Raw genomic sequence first — 21,012 nt, 5'->3', positions numbered from 1 at the left:
GCGGATACCCAAAATCGTGACTCTGTGTGCTTATTGTTGAGCGACATGTATCGATTGAGTTTTATGTCCCGGTAGATCGGAATTCACATAGTCCGAAGTTGTCCCCTCGTACTCGCACTCAGGATGTTCATACGACCCGATTTGGCCGACGTTCGGGTTGACCGGACGGACGTACGGCGGATCTCAGGCAGAACACAGGTTGCGGCCCGTACGGTGTGCGCATGTCTTCCGCGCCGCCGTCCCGGCTCCGCCGTGCCATCGACCGTGTCCTGTCCGGACGCGACCGTGCCGGGACAGGCTGGAAGGCTCGGATCGGCCGGCGCAGGCTCGGCGCGGCAGCCCTGGTCGTGGCGCTGGTCGCCGCCCTGGTCGGCTGGGCCGCCTGGCCCGACCAGCGCTCCTTCCGGACCGAGGACCGGATGCTCAGCCTTCGGTCCGGCCCGGACGGCAACCAACCCGTCGACCTCGACACCACCTTCTACCTGCCGGACGGGGCGAGTCCCGGCCGGCAGGTGCCGTCGGTGTTGCTGGCGCACGGGTTCGGCGGGACCAAGGAGTCGGTCCGGGCCGATGCCGAGGACCTGGCCGAGCAGGGGTACGCGGTGCTGGCGTACAGCGCGCGGGGGTTCGGCCGCAGCGGCGGCGAGATCCACCTGGACAGCCCCGACCACGAGGTACGGGACGCGGCCCGACTGCTCGACTGGCTCGCCGACCGACCGGAGATCCGTACCGACGCCGACGGCGACCCCCGGGTGGGCGTCGTCGGTGGCTCGTACGGCGGCGGCCTGGCCCTGCTGCTCGCCGCCGCGGATCCTCGGGTCGACGCGATCGTCCCGATGATCACCTGGAACGACCTGGCCGCCTCGTTCCTGCCCGAGTCGAGCGGTCGGTCCACCCTGGACGGCGTGTTCAAGAAGGGCTGGGCCGGCGTCTTCTTCGGCAGTGGCGGCACCGGTCCGGGCGGGCTCGGCGGTGTCGGTGGCCCCGGGCCGGGTATCGGTCCGGGCGCTGATCCCGGTCCGGGCGCTGATCCCGGTCCGGGCGCCGGTCCGGGTCCGGGCGCGAGTTCCGGTCCCGGTGCCCCGAGTCCGGCCTGCGGGCGGTTCGCCGCCGACGTCTGTGCCGCGTACCTGGAGATCGCCACCACCGGGCGGGCCAGCGAACGGGCGGTCGCGCTGCTGCGCCGGTCCAGCCCGGCCGGCGTACTCGACCGGATCAAGGCGCCGACGCTGCTGATCCAGGGCGAGGCCGACACGCTCTTCCCGCTCTCCGAGGCGGACGCCAACGCCCGGGGCATCAGCGCGGCCGGCACCCCGGTCCGGGTCGCCTGGTTCACCGGAGGACACGACGGCGGGGCGGGACCACAGACCGACCAGGACCGGACCAGGTTCCTCACGCTGCAATGGCTCGACCACTACGTACGCGGCAACGGGGCCGACCCCGGCACCAGCTTCACCTGGTCCCGGCTGGCCGGCTTCGACGCGCTGGACCGGGGCCTGGTCGCGACCGGTTTCCGCACCGCCGACTACCCCGGGCTGACCGGCACCGACGGCGCGGCCGGCGGCGGCACCCGTACCGTCGGGGTCGCCGGACCGCCGCAGCGGATCGCCAACCCGCCGAACGGCAACCCGGCCGCGATCTCGACCGTGCCCTTCGCCGGGGTCCTCTCCAGCGTGGTCGGCGGCGTCGCCGGTGACCTGCCCGGCCAGCACGCCCGGTTCGTCACCGAGCCGCTCGCCGACCCGGTGGACGTGGTCGGGTCACCCACCGTCTCGATCCGGGCCGCGTCACCGACCGGCGAGGCGGTGCTCTTCGTCAAGCTCTACGACCTCGGTCCGGACGGGACCGCCGAGCTGCCCAGCGGCCTGATCGCCCCGGTCCGACTGGGCGGCCTGCCGACCGACCTGGCCGGCGCGGCGCCGGTCCGGGTGACGCTGCCGGCGATCGTGCACCGGGTCGAGGCGGGCCACCGGCTCGCGCTGGTCGTCGCCACCTCCGACCAGGGCTACGCCAGCCCGGTCGAGCCGACGGTCTACTCGGTCGGCCTCGGCGGCGACCAGATCACCCTGCCGACGGTGGACGGCGAGCCGATCGCCACCGGCGGGGCGCTGTGGCGCTGGGCGCTGGTCGCGCTGCTCGCCGCGATCGCGGTCGGGCTCGTCGTGGTGGTGCTGGTCGTCCGTCGCCGACACCACCGCCACGACACCTCCGTGACCCCGGAGTACGCGGACATCCCGCTGGTCGTCCGGGAACTGCGCAAGGAGTACGCGGACGGCTTCGTCGCCGTCTCCCGGGTCGACTTCGAGGTACGCCGGGGTCAGGTGGTCGGCCTGCTCGGGCCGAACGGTGCCGGCAAGACCACCACCCTGCGGGTGCTGATGGGGCTGACCCAACCGACGGCCGGCGAGATCTTCGTCTTCGGTCACCGGCTCGTGCCCGGATCCCCGGTGCTCTCCCGGATCGGCTCGCTGGTCGAGGGGCCGGGCTTCCTGCCACACCTGGACGGGATGGCGAACCTGCGGGCGTACTGGCGGGCCACCGGGCGGCCGTTCGCCGACGCCCACTTCGAGGAGGCGGTGGAGATCGCCGGCCTCGGCGCCTCGATCCACCGCCGGACCAGGACGTACAGCCACGGGATGCGGCAGCGGCTGGCGATCGCCCAGGCCATGCTCGGCCTGCCGGAGCTGCTGGTACTCGACGAGCCGACCGACGGGCTCGACCCGCCGCAGATCGCCGAGATGCGCCGGGTGCTCCGCCGGTACGCGACCGGCGGCCGGGCCGTGCTCGTCTCCAGCCACCTGCTGGCCGAGGTGGAACAGTCCTGCACCCACGCGGTGGTGGTGAACAAGGGCACCATCGTCGCCGCCGGACCGGTGGAGGAGATCGTCGGCGAGTCGCCGAGCGTGCAGTTCGACGTGACCGACCCGGTCGCGGCGCGGGCCGTGCTGGCCCGGCTGGACGGGGTGGAGGTGCTCTCCAACGGCGACGGCGCCCTGGTCGTGGACGTCAACGGGACGGCCCGCAGCGACGTGGTGGCCGAACTGGTCCGGGCCGGTGTCGGGGTGGACCGGGTGATGCCGCGCCGCCGACTGGAGGACGCCTTCCTGGCCCTGGTCGGGGAGAACTCCCGGGGGAGCGGGGACCGATGACGATGACAGACACTCGGGGAAGCGGGGACCGCTGACATGGCCGGCTCGGATCAGGTGACCGTCTCGCACGCGGGTGCCGCCCCGAACTACCGCCCGGGGGCGACCCTGTCGGTGGCGACCGAGTGGCGCCGCCAGTTCGCCCGGCGACGTACCCAGTTGACCCTGGCCTGCATGGTGCTGCTGCCGCTGATCGTGCTGATCGCGTTCCAGTTCGACGCGGGCGGTGACGACGACAACGGCAACGGCGAGTTCGCCAGCCTGATCGACCTGGCCACCTCGGGCGGGCTCAACTTCGCCCTCTTCTGCCTCTTTGTCTCGGCGTCGTTCCTGCTGGTCGTGGTGGTGGCGCTGTTCTGCGGCGACCCGGTGGCCAGCGAGGCGAGCTGGGGAAGCCTGCGTTACCTGCTGGCCATCCCGGTCCCCCGGTCCCGGCTGCTCGCGGTGAAGCTGGTGGTCGCGCTCGCCTACTCCGGGCTGGCGTTGCTGCTGCTCGCCGGCACCGCCCTGCTGCTCGGCACCCTGCGGTACGGCTGGGAGCCGCTGAGCAGCACCGTCGCGGCCCAGATTCCGGCCGGCGAGGGCCTGCTGCGCCTGCTCGGCGTCCTGGGTTACCTGGCCGTGGCGCTGCTGGTCGTCGCCGGTCTGGCGTTCCTGCTCTCGGTCTCCACCGACGCGGCACTGGGGGCGGTCGGCGGCGCGGTGCTGCTCTGGATCCTCTCCAGCATCCTGGACCAGATCTCGGCGCTCGGCGTGGTACGCGACTTCCTGCCGACCCACTACAGCACCGCCTGGCTCGGCCTGCTCTCCACCCCAATCCAGACCGACGACCTGGTACGCGGCTGCATCTCCGCGATCAGCTATGCCACCGTCTTCTGGAGCCTCGCCTTCTGGCGCTTCACCCGCAAGGACGTGGTCAGCTAGCCAGCCCCGTGCGCGAATCCTGGAAGAGGGGCGATCCGGGCAAAGTGCACCCAGTCAAAGTGGTAACTCGGCGAAGACGTACATGAAAGAACGTGTATCTACATGTTCTTTCATGTACGAAGTTTTCGATCACATCTCTTCCTGGGGTGTGGGTCACAGGGGCGGTGTGGCTCTGGGCCGGAGACGGGTTCACCCGTAGGATCGGGCACACAACTGAATACCTCATCCAGAGGGGCAGAGGGATACGGCCCGATGAAGCCCCGGCAACCACCCGCCGGCTCGATGACGAGCCGAGCGAGGCAGGTGCCAAGTCCGTCCCCGCCGCACCGTGCGGTCCAGGGGAAAGATGAGAGGACACATCGCATGACTGCGACCCTCGGTGAAACCCAGACCTCCACCGGTGGCGAGACGCCGGCCAGCCCCGCGCGCGCGTTGGTCTGCCGGGGCTGCGGTGCCCAGTACCCGCTGATCGCCCAGCACGCCTGTTACGAGTGTTTCGGCCCGCTCGAGGTCGCCTACGACCAGGCCGCGCTGGCCCGGGTCACCAGGGCCGACATCGAAGCGGGCCCGCAGAACATCTGGCGGTACGCCGCGCTCCTCCCCGCCGGGCAGGACCCGGCCACCCGGGTCACCCTCGACCCCGGCCTGACCCCGCTGGTCGCCGCCCCGCACCTCGCCGCCGAGCTGGGCATCACCGCGCCGCTCTGGGTCAAGGACGACAGCGCCAACCCGACCCACTCGTTCAAGGACCGGGTGGTGTCGGTGGCGCTCACCGCCGCGCGCGGTCTCGGGTTCAACCGGTTCGCCTGCGCCTCCACCGGCAACCTGGCCAACTCGGTGGCCGCCCACGCGGCCCGGGCCGGGGTGCCGTCGATCGTCTTCGTCCCGTCCGACCTGGAGCAGGGCAAGATCGTCACAACCGCCGTGTACGGCGGCGACCTGGTCGCCATCGAGGGCTCGTACGACGACGTGAACCGGCTCTGCGGCGAGCTGGTGGAGACCGACGAGTTCGAGGACACCGCGTTCGTGAACGTGAACGTCCGCCCCTACTACGCCGAGGGCTCCAAGACCCTGGGGTACGAGGTGGCCGAGCAGCTCGGCTGGCGCATCCCGGAGCAGGTCGTCATCCCGATGGCCAGCGGCGAACTGCTGACCAAGATTGACAAGGCGTTCAGCGAGCTGGTCGAGATCGGGCTGGTCGAGGCGCCGGCCAACGGCTGGAAGGTGTTCGGCGCCCAGTCGGCCGGGTGCAACCCGATCGCGACCGCGCTGCACAACGACACCGACACCATCGTGCCGGTGAAGCCGATCGGCATCGCCAAGTCACTCAACATCGGTGACCCGGCCGCCGGGGTGTACGCGCTGGAGGCGGTGCGGCGTACCGGCGGCTGGATGGAGTACGCCGACGACGACGAGATCCGTGACGCGATCCGGCTGCTGGCGCGTACCACCGGGGTTTTTGCCGAGACGGCGGGTGGGGTGACCGTGGCCTGCCTGCGCAAGCTGGTGGCGAGTGGACGGCTCGACCCGACCGCCGAGACGGTGGTGTACAACACCGGCGAGGGGCTCAAGACCATCGACGCGGTGGCGTCGCTGGTCGGTCCGACGTACCGGGTCAAGCCCTCGCTGAAGGCGGCCCGCGAGGTCGGTCTGCTCGGCTGACGGTGTGTCGTCCGAGCGTGTGTCGTTTGGCCGATCGGACCATGGCGGACTGGTCCGATCGGCGGATGTGTCCAATGCGCTCGGTAGCTGGCGATTTGCCACCGGTTAGCAAAAGACCCCGCCGAGGGCTTGACGCCGCGTATCGGGCGACGCAAAATGCTCCGTGCGGGAGGACGTGTCGCCGTAGACTTTTCAAGCTCTTACGACCCAGCGCCGGAGGCGTTGTGCGCACGTCCTCCCGACCAACGTCCCGGACTAAATGACTCGCGTTCGTCGCGGAGGCCGGGCACCCTCGGGGGCATGGACACCGCCGCCACCCCCGTAGGCATCGCCGTCATCCCGCTCGACGTCGCCGACGACCTCGCGGTCGAGCAGGCCTTCGCGCTCAGGGCCGCCATCATCGCGGCAGATCTGCCCGATTTTCCGCCGTTCTGCCGTCAACGCTTCCTCGGGCAGCTACGACATCCGATGCCCGGCGAGGAGGACCGGTTCGCGTTGGCGTACCTCGACGGCGAGCCGGTTGGCTTCCTCTGCGTCGAGCTGCCGCAGTTGGAGAACACCGAGAACGCCTCGGTGAGCATCGAGGTGCTGCCCGAGTACCGGCGACGTGGCGTCGGCCGGACGCTCCACGAGTACGCCGTGCGTACCCTGCGCGAGCTGGGACGCCGACGGCTGAACGGGCACTCGGTCGACGTACTGCCCGGCCAGGCGTCCGGCCCGGACCCGGTGGCCGCGTTCGCCGCCTCGGTCGGCGCGAAGAACGCGCTGGTCGACGTGAGGCGCCGGCTCGACATCACCACCCTGGACCACCTCGGCCTGGACGAACTGTTGGCCGAGGCGTGGCGGCGGGCGGACGGGTACTCGCTGGTGCAGTGGACGGGCTCGGCACCCGACGAGTACCTGGACGACATCGCGTACCTCGACGGCCGGCTGATCCAGGACGCTCCCCTCGGTGACCTGGAGTGGGAGGCGGCCAAACCGGACCGGGAGCGGATCCTGGCGGTCGACGCCGCGCTGGCCGCGCGCGGGCGGCGGAGTTACCACAGCGGGCTGCGCCACGACGCCACCGGTCGACTCGTCGCCTGGACCATGATCGATCTTGGTGCGAGCGTGTCCTGGCACGCGTACCAGCAGATCACCATCGTCGACCCGGACCACCGGGGCCATCGGCTCGGCACCGTCGCCAAGGTCGAGAACCTGCGGTTCACCATGGCCCACGAGGCTGAACTGCGCTTCATCGACACCTGGAACGCCGGGGTCAACGACCACATGATCTCGATCAACGAGGCGATCGGCTTCCGTCCCGTCGACTCCTGGAACAACTGGCAACTCACCCTCTGACCCGACTCGCCCTCCCTCCCCCGCCCAGGGGAGGGAGGGCGGCGGTGAGCTGCGGCATGATGGCGGGATGACGGAGACCCCGCATCCTCTCTACGCCACCCACGCCGACACCCTCGCCCGGGCGCTGACCGCGATCACCGAACGTGGGTACTGGTCGGCCTACCCCGAATCACCCAGCCCCCGGGTGTACGGCGAGACCGCCGCCGCCGAGGGTGAGGCGGCCTTCCGGGCCTACCGGGGTGACTTCCCGCTCGACCAACCCGGCACCACGGACTGGGTGGCGACCGAGGCCAGTCCGTTCGGACAGCGGCTCGACACCGGGTTGCGTTACCCGCACGGCGACGTGGACGCGCTGATCGCCGCAGCCACCGCAGCGCTGCCGAAGTGGCGCGACGCCGGGCCGCAGACCCGCGCCGCCGTCTGCGTCGAGATCCTGGCCCGACTGCACCGGCACATCTTCGAACTGGCCAACGCGGTGCAGGCGACCAGCGGGCAGGCGTTCGTGATGGCGTTCCAGGCCGGCGGGGCGCACGCCCTGGACCGGGCGCTGGAGGCGATCGCGTACGGCTATGCCGAGATGACCCGGCACCCGGCCAGCGCCGAGTGGGAGAAGCCGGCCGGCAAGGGCGACCCGCTGCGGATGCGCAAGACGTTCCACCTGGTGCCCCGGGGCGTGGCACTGGTGATCGGCTGCAACACGTTCCCGACCTGGAACTCGTACCCTGGTCTGTTCGCGTCGCTGGTCACCGGCAACCCGGTCCTGGTCAAGCCGCACCCCGGCGCGGTGCTGCCGCTCGCGATCACCGTGCGGTACGCCCGGGAGGTGCTGGCCGAGGCCGGGTTCGATCCCAACCTGGTGCTGCTCGCCGCCGAGGCGCCGGGCGAGAAGATCGCCAGCACGCTGGCGCTGCGTCCGGAGGTCCGGATCATCGACTTCACCGGCTCGACCGAGTACGGCGACTGGCTGGAGAACAACGCCCGCCAGGCCGTGGTCTACACCGAGAAGTCCGGCGTGAACACCATCGTGGTCGACTCCACCGACGACTTCGCCGGCATGTGCCGCAACATCGGGTTCTCGCTGACCCTCTACAGCGGTCAGATGTGCACCACCCCGCAGAACATCCTGATCCCGGCCTCCGGCATCGAGACCGACCAGGGTCACAAGAGCTTCGACGAGGTGACCGGGGGCATCGCCGGCGCGATCGGCAAGCTCACCGGTGACCCGGCCCGCGCGGTCGAGTTCACCGGGGCGATCGTGAACGACGGCGTACTCGGCCGGCTGGAGGAGGTCGCCGGGGTCGGTGAGGTGGTGCTCGCCTCGCGTACCGTCGAGCATCCGGCCTACCCGGACGCGGTGGTGCGTACGCCGACCATCGTGCGGCTCGGCGCGGACGACGTGCGGACCTACGGCCGGGAGTGGTTCGGGCCGATCTCGTTCGCGATCGCCACCGACTCCACCGCGCACAGCCTGGAGATCCTGCGGGAGACGGTGGGCGCGCGGGGCGCGTTGACCGCGGCGGTCTACGCCACCGACGAGGAGGTGCTCGACGCGGCCGAGTCGGCGGCGCTCGACGCCGGGGTGCACCTCTCCTGCAACCTCACCGGTGGCGTCTTTGTCAACCAGTCGGCAGCCTTCTCCGACTTCCACGCCAGCGGCGCGAACGCGGCGGCCAACGCGGCCCTGACCGACGGCGCGTACGTCGCCAACCGGTTCCGCGTCGTCCAGTCCCGCCGCCACATCTGAGGTGTAAGGAAGGGCCCCTTGTTATCGCTTTTTGTATAGGAAGGGGCCCTTCCTAACACCGTCGGCATGGTGGGCGGGGCGGGAGGTCAGGCGCGGCGACGCATCTGCAACTCGGTCAGGGCCGGCACGCGGGGGTGCGGAACCCGTACGCCGGTGTCGACAAAACCGAGCCGCTGGTACGCCCGCAGCGCCCGGTCGTTGCCGACCACCACCTCCAGCATCAGTTCCGGGCGTCCGGCGGCCCGGGACCAGGCGGCCACCTGTTCGACCAGGTCGGCGAGGAGGCCGGTGCCGCGCAGCGCCGGGGTGACGTAGACCGCGAAGATCACGGTGAGGCCGGGTTCGGTCGGCACCGCGTGCCCGCCCAGGTGCCCCACCAGGCGACCGGCGGCCGGCGAACCGGGGTTTGCGGGCGGCATCTCGGCGACGAACGCGGCGATGTCGCCGCCGTGGGCACTGTGCCGAACCCGTTGGGCGAACTCGCCGTGTGGCCGGGCCGCCGCCTCGGCGACCGTTTCGAGGAAGGCCAGCGGAGCGTCGGCCAGCATCTCCAGCCGTAGCGCCCGCATCCGCGCGGTGTCCGTCGGCCGGATCCGCCGCACCCGGGGCCAGGCGTCGCGGCCGGCGTCGGACCTGTCGGGCGGTGCGGTTGTGGGCCATGTCGGCACGCTGGTCATCAGGCATGCCTACCCTCGCTGGGCCGGCCCGGCAACCGGATTGAGGATCAACCGCCCGGCCGGGTCCGCGCGATATACATGATCAATTGTACGAGGTAAAGACGCCTGACGATGTGGCGGCAATGTGTTGGTGTGGGTGGAGAGTGAAACCTGCTGTCCCTTTTGTGGTAGTGCACCGAGGTCGGACCTCGTGTAGCGTGCGATTTCGGCTGCTGATTTCGTCGGACGATATGGTCCACCGAGTCGGCGGCTCCGGTCGACGTACGTCGACACCGGGGGTTTGCGACCCAGCACGATCGAAGTGAGGAAGTGCACCGTGGCACAGGGCACCGTCAAGTGGTTCAACAGTGAAAAGGGCTACGGCTTCATTGCGGTCGACGGCGGGCAGGACGTATTCGTCCATTTCTCCGCGATCGAGATGGATGGTTACAAGGCGCTCGACGACGGCCAGCGGGTGGAGTTCGAAATCGCCCAGGGTCAGAAGGGCCCGCAGGCCGAGAAGGTGCGCCTGCTCGCCTGAACGTCGATCTGACCTACCGGTTGTCTGACTGATCGAATACCGCGATAACGACAATCGACTTCGATTCGACGGGGCGTCGTCGGCTTGCCGGGTAGTGCGGCGTCCCTGTCATCGGTTTCGTCCCAACGGACCCACCCTGGCGTACGTGCGCCCGAACGTCGGCGTGCGGTCGTCGCCGCCCCGTCCGGCTGTACCGATCCGGATGGTGCCGCGCATTGGGGCTGATGCTGCCCGTTGTGTGACGGACTCGTGAATTGTCCGAGTCTGTAGTACTTTCCCGTGAATTGGGGCTTTTGCTCGCTGCTGCCATTTGGCGCCCCGACCGTTCACCCGTACGTCGCTCCCGTGTCGCTGGCCCGCCGGTGCCGCGTACGCCGCCCCGCCCGGTGCCGGTGGTTGCCCGGCGGCGCTGGAGTTCTTGCTGGTCGCCGCAGGCGCCCTGGGCCCGTGCCGGGGTGGATCGCCGCGCCCGCTCTGGCGCACTCGCTTGCACTCGCCATGGGAGAGTGCTAAACAAGTGATTGGCACTCGCGCGGTGTGAGTGCCAGAAGGTCGGGGCGGTTAGGGCCACGGTTTCGCGACCGGTGACGGGAGCGGGGCGGATGGCCGGTCGTCGCGGGCTGTCCGGCCCGACCGACGGACGTCACTGCCGCCTAGCGCGCGGGAGTTGGTCCGGTGTGACCGCACCGGATCGTGCCGCGCGCCAGCGCAGTGGTGACGTCCGAAGGTGCGTAGTCAGGCGGCCGATCCGGACCAACCGGCTCGGGCGGCCGTGAGTGTCCAGGAGGACAACGCCGTATGGCCAAGATCATCGCGTTCGACGAAGAGGCCCGCCGTGGCCTCGAGCGGGGCATGAACCAGCTCGCCGACGCCGTCAAGGTGACGCTCGGCCCGAAGGGCCGCAACGTCGTGCTCGAGAAGAAGTGGGGCGCCCCCACCATCACCAACGATGGTGTGAGCATCGCCAAGGAGATCGAGCTCGAGGACAGCTACGAGAAGATCGGCGCCGAGCTGGTCAAGGAGGTCGCCAAGAAGACCGACGACGTTGCCGGTGACGGCACGACGACGGCGACCGTCCTGGCCCAGGCGCTGGTCCGCGAGGGCCTGCGCAACGTCGCGGCCGGCGCGAACCCGATGGCCCTGAAGCGGGGCATCGAGGCCGCGGTGGCTGCGGTGGCGGAGGAGCTGGCCAAGCTCGCGAAGGACGTCGAGACCAAGGAGCAGATCGCCTCCACCGCGTCGATCTCCGCCGGTGACACCACCGTCGGTGAGATCATCGCCGAGGCGATGGACAAGGTCGGCAAGGAAGGCGTCATCACCGTCGAGGAGAGCAACACCTTCGGGCTCGAACTCGAGCTCACCGAGGGTATGCGCTTCGACAAGGGCTACATCTCGCCGTACTTCTGGACCGACCCGGAGCGGATGGAGGCCGTCCTCGACGACCCCTACATCCTGATCGTCAACAGCAAGATCGCTTCGGTGAAGGACCTGCTGCCGATCCTGGAGAAGGTCATGCAGTCGGGCAAGCCGCTGCTGATCATCTCCGAGGACGTCGAGGGCGAGGCGCTGGCCACCCTCATCGTCAACAAGGTCCGGGGCACCTTCAAGTCCGTCGCCGTCAAGGCTCCGGGCTTCGGCGACCGCCGCAAGGCCATGCTGACCGACATCGCGATCCTCGCGGGTGGCGCTGTCATCAGCGAGGAGCTGGGCCTGAAGCTCGACGGCGTCGGCCTCGACATGCTCGGCCGCGCCCGCAAGGTCGTGGTGACCAAGGACGAGACCACCATCGTCGACGGTGCCGGTGACGCTGACCAGATCCAGGGTCGGGTCAACCAGATCCGGGCCGAGATCGAGAAGAGCGACTCCGACTACGACCGTGAGAAGCTGCAGGAGCGCCTGGCCAAGCTGGCCGGCGGTGTTGCGGTGATCAAGGTCGGCGCGGCCACCGAGGTCGAGCTCAAGGAGCGCAAGCACCGCATCGAGGACGCCGTTCGCAACGCGAAGGCGGCCGTCGAGGAGGGCATCGTCCCCGGTGGTGGCGTCGCGCTGGTGCAAGCCGGCAAGACCGCCTTCGACAAGCTCGACCTCGCGGGTGACGAGGCGACCGGTGCGCAGATCGTCAAGATCGCGCTCGACGCCCCGCTGCGCCAGATCGCCGTCAACGCCGGCCTCGAGGGTGGCGTCGTGGTGGAGAAGGTGCGCAACCTGGAGCCGGGCCACGGCCTCAACGCCGCGAACGGTGAGTACGTCGACCTGCTCAAGGCCGGCATCATCGACCCGGCCAAGGTGACCCGTTCGGCGCTGCAGAACGCGGCCTCGATCGCGGCCCTGTTCCTGACCACCGAGGCGGTGGTGGCGGACAAGCCGGAGAAGAACCCGGCCCCGGCGGCTGCGCCGGGCGGCGGGGACATGGACTTCTGAGTCCAGACTCCCGAAGGGGCGGGCCGCGCGAGCGGTCCGCCCCTTTGTCATGTCGGCAGTCGCCGCTGATTGCGCTGCTTGTCGGCGCGGGAGAACGGTTTTCTGATTTGAACCGGGGCGTCGACCATCTCCAGTGGTTCGTCGGAGGTGAGCTCGTCCGTCCCATCCATCTCGATCCGCTGGTCCGCGTCGCCGTAATCGAGGCGATGTACCGGCGTGTCGGCCGGGATCTCGGCTGCCATCCTGGCCCAGGCGGCGGCCGGGGGATCGTCAGTCGCTTCGTCGTCCTTCGCCATGATTTCCTCCTTCGCCCAAACGGTAGGAGGCCGGCAGGGGACAGTGCTGAGAAACGGCACTATAAACGGATATCTCCTATTCGCCCTCTTCCTGACGTTTCGGAGTTGCTTCACGACCCGCGCTCGCGATACGCAGCAAGCGGCAGGCGATACGTGGCATACGGCCCGCGATACGTGGCATACGGCCCGCGATACGCGGCATGTGGCAGGCGATACGCGGCCCGCGATATGTGCAGCGTGCGGCCCGCGATACGCGGCCCGCAGCACGCGGCACGCGGCACGCGATAAGAAGGGCGCGGTCCGCGTTCAGAGTTGCTTGCGGTAGAGGAAAAAAACGCGTTCGATCCGGGCTCCGGAGTTACGGGCGTAGAACGGCACCGGACCCACCCAGCCGATCTCGGCCCGCTCGTGCCCGGCCGCCCGCTGGTCGGCCAGGCAACGCCGGAGTAGCACCCCGCCGATGCCCAGTCCCTGCGCCGCCGGTGCGGTGCCCATCGGCCCGAACCAACTCGGGCGGGACGATCCGTACGCGGCGAAGCCGAGCACCTCGACCCGCTTCCCACCGTCGCCCGGCCGCTCGTCGCGGTCCTGTTCCCCGCCGTCGTCTGGCCGCTTGTTGTCGTCCTGTTCCCCGCCGTCGTCCTGCCGTTCCCGCACGGCGATGTGGCAGCCGGCGCCGGCCCGACCGATCGAGTCGGCGACCTCACCGCCCCAGCCGGCACCGAACGTCTCCCGGGCGAACCCGACGATCGCGTCGGCGTCCTCGGGCTCGGCCCGACGTACCGTGATGCCCTGATCGGCGAGTCGCCGTTGCGCCGGTTCGGTGGTGCGCAGTGCCGGCGACTCGTCGTACGACAGGTCCGCGGTCATGTTCCAGGCGGTGTTCTCCTGCTCGTAGCCGAGCGCCATGGCGGCACAGATCGCCGGGGTGTAACGCACGTCGATGCCGGGCCAGGCGTAGTGCGGTGGGTTGCCGGCGAGCAGCACCGAGCCCGCGCCGAGCCCGGAGAGCGCACCCTCGATCCGGGCCACCAGCGCCCGCCCGATTCCCCGCCTGCGGTGCGACGGGTGCACCGCGATCAAGTCGACATGACCGAGCGACGGGTCGCGGTGGGCGATCGAACCGAGCACCACGCCGACCGTGGCGGAGTCCGCGACGGCGACAAAACCGACCGTACGGCGCCGGGTGGTGGCAGCCGGCAGGGTTGTGGTGTCGCGGAGCCGGGTCACGATCACGGACGCCTCGGCCGCGTCGTCCGGCAGGTCCAGCGCCTCGGCGCAGAGGGCCACCACCGCGGGTACGTCGTCGTCGGTCAGCTCGATGATCGAGAAGTCGTAATCCACGACCGCCGACCATAGGACATCGCGCCCCTGCTCCGCTGCCCGCCCCGGCTGGTTAGGAAGGGCCCCTTCCTATACAAAAAGCGATAACAAGGGGCCCTTCCTTACCCCTGGGCGGCGCGGACGGCGGCTTCGGCGGAGAGGAGGCCGGCGCCGGTGGAGTTGCTGGTGGGTCCGCAGTCGGTGGTGGGTCCTGCCACCGGGGAGGCGGTGGTGCGGAGGATCTGCCGGGTCCGGGCCAGGTCACCGATGAGCGCGGGGTTGGCCGACCACATCAACGCCACCACCCCGGCCACCTGTGGGGTCGCCATCGAGGTGCCGCTGAGCGTGGCGTACCCGCCGCCCGGCATCGCCGAGAGCACGTCGGCACCGGGCGCGACCAGGTCGGGCTTTGCGGCGCCGCCGGCCGCCGGACCCCGGCTCGAGAACGGTGCCACCCGCCGCTCACGGTCGACCGCGCCGACGGTGAGGACATCGGAGTACGGAGCCGGCGGGTCGTCGACCGAACCGCAGCGTGGTCCGGTGTTGCCGGCGGCGGCGGTGAAGAAGATGCCGGCGGCGGCGAAGGCGGCCGTGGCAGGGCGGAGTACGCCCAGGTCGCAGCCCTCGATCGGCGGGCAGCCCCACGAGTTGGTCAGCACCTGGGGTGCCCGCTCGGGGCGACCGCCGGTGAACGGGTCCGCGCCGTTCGGGAAGGGCGCCAGCATGAACTGGAGGCAGTCCAGGTAGCGCGCCGGGTTGCCGAGGTTACGGTCGAGGTTCACGCAACCGATCCATTCCGCGCCGGGTGCCACGCCGACGTTCTCGGCACCGACCGCCGAGGCGAGCGTGTGCGTGCCGTGACCACCCTGGTCGTCCGGGAATTTGGTGCCGTTCCACGGGTCGAACCAGGAGTCGTCGCCGCCCCGGAAACCGCCGGCCAGTGCCGGGTGTCGACCGTCCGCACCCGAGTCGGAACTGCCGACGACGATGCCGGAGCCGTCGACGCCCAACCGGGTCCAGACCCGGTCGGCACCGATCTGGCTGATGTTCCAGGCCGGTACGTTCGGCGCCGGCTGGTCGCCGTGGGTGGTGCCGGGCGGCTCGGGCAGGGGACGGATCCGTTGGCCGAGCAGGACGCGATCGACGTCGTCCCGGCGGGACAGCCAGCCGCGTACGGCCGGACCACCGTCCACCTCGATCGCGTTGACCAGGTAGTAGGGCGTGTAGTCGAGGTGCCAGCGGTCGAGTTGGCGACGCAGGTCCGCCTGGGACCGCTGGGCGGTGTCGATCAGCCGGCGGTGGACTTCGCGTACCCGGCTCGGTTGACCGGTCGGGCCGGTCGGGCCTGCCGCCAGGTCGTCCAGCGACGCCTGCTCCTTCAGCACCACGAAGAGACGTTCGCCGTACAGGCCGGGTTGGCCGAGTCCGAGGTACACCCCGGCGGAGGCGAGCACCAGCACCGCGGCGACGGAGGCCGCCACCAGCCGGCGCGGGAGCGTGGCCCGTACCCGGGCGAACGCCAGGCCGTAACCGAGGCCGGAGAGCAGGGCGATGCCGAGCGCGGCGGTGGCGGCGAGCAATGTCCAGTAGGGCACGTCCCGACTGGTGGCCAGCAGGATCGAGATCTCCTCCGGGTCGACCAGGGCCAGCGGGCCGAGCACGGCCAGCCCGACCAGCCAGCCGGTCGGCGCCGTCGCCGATCCCGGCCGTAGGTGCCCCCCAGCCGACCCGGTTGATCCGGTTGATCCCGTCGAGCCGGAGCCGGTCGAGCCGGTCGAGCCGGCTGATCCGGCTGATCCGGCCGAGGCGGCCGAGCCGGCCGAGGCGGCCGAGCCGGCCGAGGCGGCCGAGCCGGCCGAGGCGGCCGAGCCGGCCGAGGCGGCCGAGTTGGTCGGGTGGATCGTTCGGCGGAGCGCGGCGACGGTGAAGCCGGCCGCCGGCAGGGCCAGCAGGACGGCGAGTTGGCTGCCGGCGGCTCCAATCCCGCCCGCGAGCAGGGCCAGGGTGACCCCGGCCACCAGCCCGCCGAGCAGCACCAACCGGGCCGGACCGGCCGTGGTGCCGTCGGCCCGGCGCTCGTAACCGGTCCAGTAGGTCGGGTCGAGCAGTTCGGCGGCGAACCAGCCGACGGCGGCCGAGGCGGTGACCGCCAGCACGGTTTCGGTCGCGCCGCCCAGTGCGCCGAGCCAGAGCCACGGCAGCAGCAGCGCCAGTCCGGCGGTGACCGCCCAGCAGGTGCCGGCGGAGGGCCGCGCCGGGGCGAGCGCCGGGCGGGGGCGGCGGGCGCGCCAGCGTACGAGAATCGCCGCCAACGCGGCGGTTACGGTGAGCGCGGCGAGGTAGCCCTCGTGCCGGGCCAGCGGTATCACCCGCAGTAGACCGAATCCGCCGAGTGCGATCGCGCCGACCAGCCAGACCCGCCCGGTGGCCCGGACCGTCGGTGACCGGGGCAGCCCGGCCAGCAGCCCGGCCGGTACGCCGACCAGCACCGCGTTGACGAGCCCGGTTACCGGCCACACCCAGACCGGCTGGGTCAGCCCGCCGACCAGCAGGAGCTGTTCGACCAGCCAGCCGACCGCCTGGGCGCCCACGGTCACCGCGACCGCCCAGCAGCCGACCAGGACGGCGGCCACCACCGGCCAGGGCCCAGGGCCCGGGGGAGCCGACATCGGTCCCGGCGGCCAGGGCGGTGTCCCGGGCGGCGGCGGACCCCAGCCGGGCGGCGATGGCGGTGGCGCAGTGTCGGCGAGTGGCGAGGGCGGACCGCCGGCGGGCGGCGAGGGCGGCAGCGGACCGCCGGCGGGCGGCGAGGGCGGTGGCAGTGGACCCCGGCCGGGCGGCGAGGGCGGGGGGATCGGCGGGAGAGATGGATCTTCGGCGGGCTGCGGGGGTCCGACCTGCATGTCGGACACAGTACGACCCACCGAGGGGGAGAACTGTTCACCGAGGGCGGTTAACGTGGACGGGTGCGCGATCCGAATATCTCCCGGTACACCGCCGGTCAACTCTCACCGGCCCGCCGCGCGGCGGATCTGCGTCGCCTGCGGAGCGAGCGGTTCGACGTACTCGTGATCGGTGGTGGGGTGACCGGCGCGGGCGCCGCCCTCGACGCCGCGTCGCGCGGACTCCGGGTCGCCCTGGTGGAGGCGCGCGACTACGCCGCCGGCACCTCCAGCCGGTCCAGCAAACTTATCCACGGTGGCCTGCGCTACCTGGAGCAGCTCGAATTCGGTCTGGTGCACGAGGCGCTCACCGAACGTGGTCTGCTCGCCACCCGGCTCGCGCCGCACCTGGTCCGGCCGGTGCCGATCCTGGTCCCGCTCCCCTCGGGAGCCGGCCCGGCGGCGCTGCCCGCGCGGGCCTGGCGACGTTCCTACTACGGCGCCGGGGTGGCCGCGTACGACGCGTTCGCCGGTCTCTTCGGCGGCGGGCGGGGGATGCCGCTGCACCGCCACCTGACCCGGGAGGGTGCCCGCCGCCTCTTCCCGAGCCTGCGGGCCGACGCGGTCGCCGGGGCGATCCGCTACTACGACGGCCAGATGGACGACGCCCGCCTGGTCGTCACCCTGGCCCGGACGGCGGCGAGCCTGGGCGCGGCCGTGGTGACCAGCACTCGCGCCGTCGGCCTGCTCCGGCAGGCCCGCGAGGTGACCGGGGTACGGGTCCGCGACATGGAGGCTCGTCCGGGCTCGCCCGACGCCGAGTTCGAGGTGAGCGCCCGTACCGTGATCGCCGCCACCGGGGTGTGGAGCGACGACATGTCGCGGATGCTCGGCGACATCGGCGCCCGTCCGGGGCTGCGGGTCCGCTCCTCCAAGGGCGTGCACCTGGTCGTCCCGCGCTCGGCGATCACCGGCGAGGCCGGGCTGATCCTGCGTACGGCGACCTCGGTGCTCTTCGTGCTCCCGTGGGGCGGTCACTGGATCATCGGCACCACGGACACCGACTGGCGGCTCGACCGGGCCCACCCGGCGGCCTCCGCCCGCGACATCGATTACCTGCTCGAACAGGTGAACATGGTGCTCGACCGGCCGCTCACCACCTCGGACATCGAGGGCGTGTACGCGGGGCTGCGCCCGCTGCTCTCCGGCGAGGCGGATTCCACCTCGAAGCTGTCCCGGGAACACGCGGTGGTCGAGCCGATGCTCGGCCTGCTGCTGGTGGCGGGCGGGAAGTACACCACCTACCGGGTGATGGCCAGCGACGTGGTGGACCGGGCGGCCCGCCGGCTCGGCAACGCCCGCCCGTCGCGTACGGCCGACCTGCCGCTGCTCGGTGCGGACGGCTTCCCGGCCATGTGGCGGGACCGGGCCGACCTGGCCCGCCGGCACGAGGTGCAGGTCGGTGTGGTCGAGCACCTGTTGGAGCGGTACGGCACCCTCACCGTCGATCTGCTCGCCCTGATCGCGGCCGACCCGCTGCTCGCCTCGCCGCTGGCCGGGGCACCGGAGTACCTAGCCGCCGAGGTCGCGTACGCGGCCAGCGCGGAGGGGGCGCTGCACCTGGACGACGTACTGACCCGGCGGACCCGGATCTCGTTCGAGACCGCCCACCGGGGCACCGAGTCGGCCGAGCACGCCGCCGAGATCATGGGTCGGGTGCTCGGCTGGGACGCTCAGGTCCGGGACCGCGAGGTGGAGCACTACCTGGCCCGGGTCGAGGCCGAGCGGCAGTCGCAGCGGATGCCCGACGACGCGACCGCCGACGCCGCCCGGCTCGGTGTGCCGGACGTACGGGGCTTCGCCGCCGACCGGGGCTCCGGCGTGACCGGGGTGGAGTTGCCGAGCTGACCGGCGAGGGCGGCGGCGACCGATGGTCGGTCCGGTCACCGACAGGGTGCACATCGGACAGATGTGGGGAATACCGGCGCTCTGCCGCACAACAGGTCCGATCCGTTCACGTTCGATTGCTGCGTCCGCGATCCGCTGCCCGTACGGTGGGTCGAATGAGCGTCCGGCTGTGGCTACGTGCCGTACCCGTCATCGCCGTTGGTCTGCTGGTGTTGCCGTTGGCCGCCTGCGGACAGAGCGATGCGGGACCGCCGCTGTGGGAGGCGGGTTCGTCGGCGCCGGAGACGCCCACCGCCGAGGCGCCACCGGCCACCCCGCCGGCTCCCTCGCCCACCGTCGCCCCGACCACCCCCGGCGCGAGCGTGACGCCCCGGCCGAGCGCGAGCCGGACCAGTAAGTCGCCGAGCCCCACCCCGGCCCGGGTCTCGATCGTGCGTACCGGCGGTTCGACCCAGGGTGCCCAGTCGCTGACGGTGGAGGAGGACGGCCGGTGGAGCTACCGGGCCGGCTCCCGGGACGACAACGGCACGCTGAACGCCTCGCAGCGGCAGCGGCTACAGGGGCTGCTCGCCGACCCGAAGCTGGCCGCCGAGGGGCGTGAGGCGAACCGGCCCCGCTGCCGCAACGCGAGCTCGTACGCCCTGAACACCGGCCGGATCACGGTCGTTTGGCAGGCGTGCCCCAGCGGCGCTCCCGCGACCGCCAGCGCGATCGTCCGGCTGCTGGAGGGCATCACCCCGCTCTGAGGACGGTGCCCGGTTCAACCTGGGACGACCTTGCCCGGGTTGAATCGGCCGTCGGGGTCGAGTGCCGACTTGATCGCATAATGGACCCGCATCCCGACCGGGCCGATCTCCCGGGCCAGCCAGTCCCGTTTGAGCAGGCCGACGCCGTGCTCGCCGGTGCAGGTGCCGCCGAGGGTGAGAGCCAGCTCCATGATCGCGTCGAAGGCGCGCTGGCTGCGCGCCACGCTCTCCGGATCCGCCCGGTCAACCACGATCAATGGGTGCATGTTGCCGTCGCCGGCATGTCCGACCACGCCGATCAGCACCTTCTGCTCCTCGGCGATCCGCTCGACCCCGTCCAGCAGAGCGGCCAACCGGCTGCGTGGCACCGCCACGTCGTCGAGGAAGAGTCCGCCGTTCCCACCCGGGAACGCCTCGGCGGCGTACCGCTCCATCGCCGGATGGGCCAGCCGCCGGGCCTGGAGCAGGGCAGCGGCCTCGACCGGGTCGGTCGCGGTGAAGACCTCGTCGGCGCCGGTCTCGGTGCAGGCGGCGGCGAGCCGGGCCAGGTCGGCCGGGGCCCGTGAGCCGGTGTCGACCGCCGCGAGCAGGAGTGCCCGCGCGTCCGTACGCAACCCCATCGGCCGGTACGCCTCGATCGCCCGCAGGTGGGTCTGGTCCAGCAGTTCCAGCAGGCTCGGGGAGAGTCCCCGGGACGAGATCTCGGCGACCGCCGCCCCGGCGGTGGCGATCGAGGGGAAGACCGCGACCATGGTCAGCGACTCCTCCGGTGCCGGACGCAGGGCCAGGGTGATCTCCGTGATCACCCCGAGGGTGCCCTCCGAGCCGACGAAGAGCCGGGTCAGGTCGTAACCCGCCACCCCCTTGGCGGTACGCCGACCGGTGCGCAACACCTCGCCGGAGGCGAGCACCACCTCCAGGCCGAGGACGTACTCGGTGGTCACGCCGTACTTCACGCAGCACATGCCGCCCGCGTTGGTGGCCACGTTGCCGCCGATGGTGGACGACTCCCACGAGCCCGGGTCGGGCGGGTAACGCAGGCCGTGCCGGGCCACTTCGGCGGCCAGGGCCGCGTTGACCACCCCGGGCTGCACCACGGCGATCCGGTTCACCGGGTCGATCTCCAGGACCCGGTCCATCGCGGTGGTGGCGAGCACCAGCGCCCCGTCGACCGAGTTCGCCCCACCGGCCAGCCCGGTCCGTGCACCCTGCGGGATCACCGGTACGTCGTACGCCGACGCCAGCCGCACCACCTCGACCACCTCCGCGGTGGTGCGGGGGCGGACCACCACCGAGGGCGGCGCGGACGCGCAGAGATCCGCCTCGTCCCGCTGGTAACCCCGGAGCAGATCGGGGTCGGTCAGCACCGCCGCCGTACCGAGGGCGGCGCGCAGCTCGTCGATCAGGCTGGATCGGACCATG

General features: G+C 71.4%; 14 protein-coding genes and 1 riboswitch. Of the genes, 9 read left to right on the top strand and 5 right to left on the bottom strand.

The window, feature by feature from the left end; all coding sequences use genetic code 11:
• The first annotated feature begins 221 nt into the window (after positions 1–221).
• The 5 genes from ACI2K4_RS32295 (at position 222) to paaN (ending at position 8,817) form a co-directional block, all read left to right on the top strand.
• Positions 222–3,149: an alpha/beta fold hydrolase gene (locus ACI2K4_RS32295; protein WP_404516807.1), complete on the top strand. Its 2,928-nt coding sequence runs from the start codon at positions 222–224 to the stop codon at positions 3,147–3,149.
• A gap of 36 nt (positions 3,150–3,185) precedes the next feature.
• Positions 3,186–4,070: an ABC transporter permease subunit gene (locus tag ACI2K4_RS32290; RefSeq protein ID WP_404516805.1), complete on the top strand. Its 885-nt coding sequence runs from the start codon at positions 3,186–3,188 to the stop codon at positions 4,068–4,070.
• A 219-nt stretch (positions 4,071–4,289) separates the two neighbouring features.
• A riboswitch (SAM riboswitch) is annotated at positions 4,290–4,423 on the top strand.
• 10 nt (positions 4,424–4,433) lie between these two features.
• Positions 4,434–5,732, top strand: coding sequence for a threonine synthase (thrC, locus tag ACI2K4_RS32285; protein WP_404516803.1), 1,299 nt, complete (start codon positions 4,434–4,436; stop codon positions 5,730–5,732).
• A 300-nt stretch (positions 5,733–6,032) separates the two neighbouring features.
• A complete protein-coding gene (locus ACI2K4_RS32280) occupies positions 6,033–7,073 on the top strand; it encodes a GNAT family N-acetyltransferase (protein ID WP_404516801.1) in 1,041 nt (346 codons plus the stop codon).
• 67 nt (positions 7,074–7,140) lie between these two features.
• Positions 7,141–8,817 carry a phenylacetic acid degradation protein PaaN gene (gene paaN, locus ACI2K4_RS32275; RefSeq protein ID WP_404516799.1) on the top strand — a complete coding sequence of 559 codons (1,677 nt, stop codon included), beginning with the start codon at positions 7,141–7,143 and terminating at the stop codon, positions 8,815–8,817.
• Between the two features lie 86 nt (positions 8,818–8,903).
• Here paaN and ACI2K4_RS32270 read toward each other — a convergent pair whose 3' ends face one another.
• Positions 8,904–9,386 (bottom strand): GNAT family N-acetyltransferase, encoded by a 483-nt coding sequence (locus ACI2K4_RS32270; RefSeq protein WP_404516878.1) that lies wholly within the window; start codon positions 9,384–9,386, stop codon positions 8,904–8,906.
• 424 nt (positions 9,387–9,810) lie between these two features.
• Here ACI2K4_RS32270 and ACI2K4_RS32265 point away from each other — a divergent pair, with 424 nt between their 5' ends.
• Together ACI2K4_RS32265 and groL are read left to right on the top strand one after the other, a co-directional pair.
• On the top strand, positions 9,811–10,014 hold the full coding sequence (locus ACI2K4_RS32265) for a cold-shock protein (RefSeq protein ID WP_121157415.1): 204 nt from the start codon (positions 9,811–9,813) through the stop codon (positions 10,012–10,014).
• A 798-nt stretch (positions 10,015–10,812) separates the two neighbouring features.
• Positions 10,813–12,435 (top strand): chaperonin GroEL, encoded by a 1,623-nt coding sequence (gene groL / locus ACI2K4_RS32260; RefSeq protein ID WP_404516796.1) that lies wholly within the window; start codon positions 10,813–10,815, stop codon positions 12,433–12,435.
• A 47-nt stretch (positions 12,436–12,482) separates the two neighbouring features.
• Here groL and ACI2K4_RS32255 read toward each other — a convergent pair whose 3' ends face one another.
• The 3 genes from ACI2K4_RS32255 to ACI2K4_RS32245 all read right to left on the bottom strand — a co-directional run bounded on the left by ACI2K4_RS32255 (position 12,483) and on the right by ACI2K4_RS32245 (position 16,723).
• The gene (locus ACI2K4_RS32255) at positions 12,483–12,731 is read right to left on the bottom strand and encodes a hypothetical protein (protein ID WP_404516794.1); all 249 of its coding nucleotides are present in this window, start codon (positions 12,729–12,731) and stop codon (positions 12,483–12,485) included.
• A 306-nt stretch (positions 12,732–13,037) separates the two neighbouring features.
• A complete protein-coding gene (locus tag ACI2K4_RS32250; protein ID WP_404516792.1) occupies positions 13,038–14,075 on the bottom strand; it encodes a GNAT family N-acetyltransferase in 1,038 nt (345 codons plus the stop codon).
• 101 nt (positions 14,076–14,176) lie between these two features.
• Positions 14,177–16,723 carry a S8 family serine peptidase gene (locus ACI2K4_RS32245; RefSeq protein WP_404516790.1) on the bottom strand — a complete coding sequence of 849 codons (2,547 nt, stop codon included), beginning with the start codon at positions 16,721–16,723 and terminating at the stop codon, positions 14,177–14,179.
• Between the two features lie 312 nt (positions 16,724–17,035).
• Here ACI2K4_RS32245 and ACI2K4_RS32240 point away from each other — a divergent pair, with 312 nt between their 5' ends.
• Positions 17,036–18,844 carry a glycerol-3-phosphate dehydrogenase/oxidase gene (locus ACI2K4_RS32240; RefSeq protein ID WP_404516876.1) on the top strand — a complete coding sequence of 603 codons (1,809 nt, stop codon included), beginning with the start codon at positions 17,036–17,038 and terminating at the stop codon, positions 18,842–18,844.
• Positions 18,845–18,999: 155 nt separating this feature from the next.
• A complete protein-coding gene (locus tag ACI2K4_RS32235; RefSeq protein WP_404516788.1) occupies positions 19,000–19,590 on the top strand; it encodes a hypothetical protein in 591 nt (196 codons plus the stop codon).
• A 14-nt stretch (positions 19,591–19,604) separates the two neighbouring features.
• Here the strand turns inward: ACI2K4_RS32235 and ACI2K4_RS32230 are convergent, their stop codons facing one another.
• Positions 19,605–21,011, bottom strand: a complete 1,407-nt coding sequence (locus tag ACI2K4_RS32230) for an FAD-binding oxidoreductase (RefSeq protein WP_404516786.1) — start codon at positions 21,009–21,011, stop codon at positions 19,605–19,607.
• Between the last annotated feature and the right edge of the window lies 1 nt (position 21,012).

Source organism: Micromonospora sp. NPDC050397, assembly GCF_044901685.1.
Lineage (GTDB): Bacteria > Actinomycetota > Actinomycetes > Mycobacteriales > Micromonosporaceae > Micromonospora_G.
The sequence above is the reverse complement of the archived record's forward strand: the minus strand, read 5'-3'. Positions and strand labels throughout refer to the sequence as shown.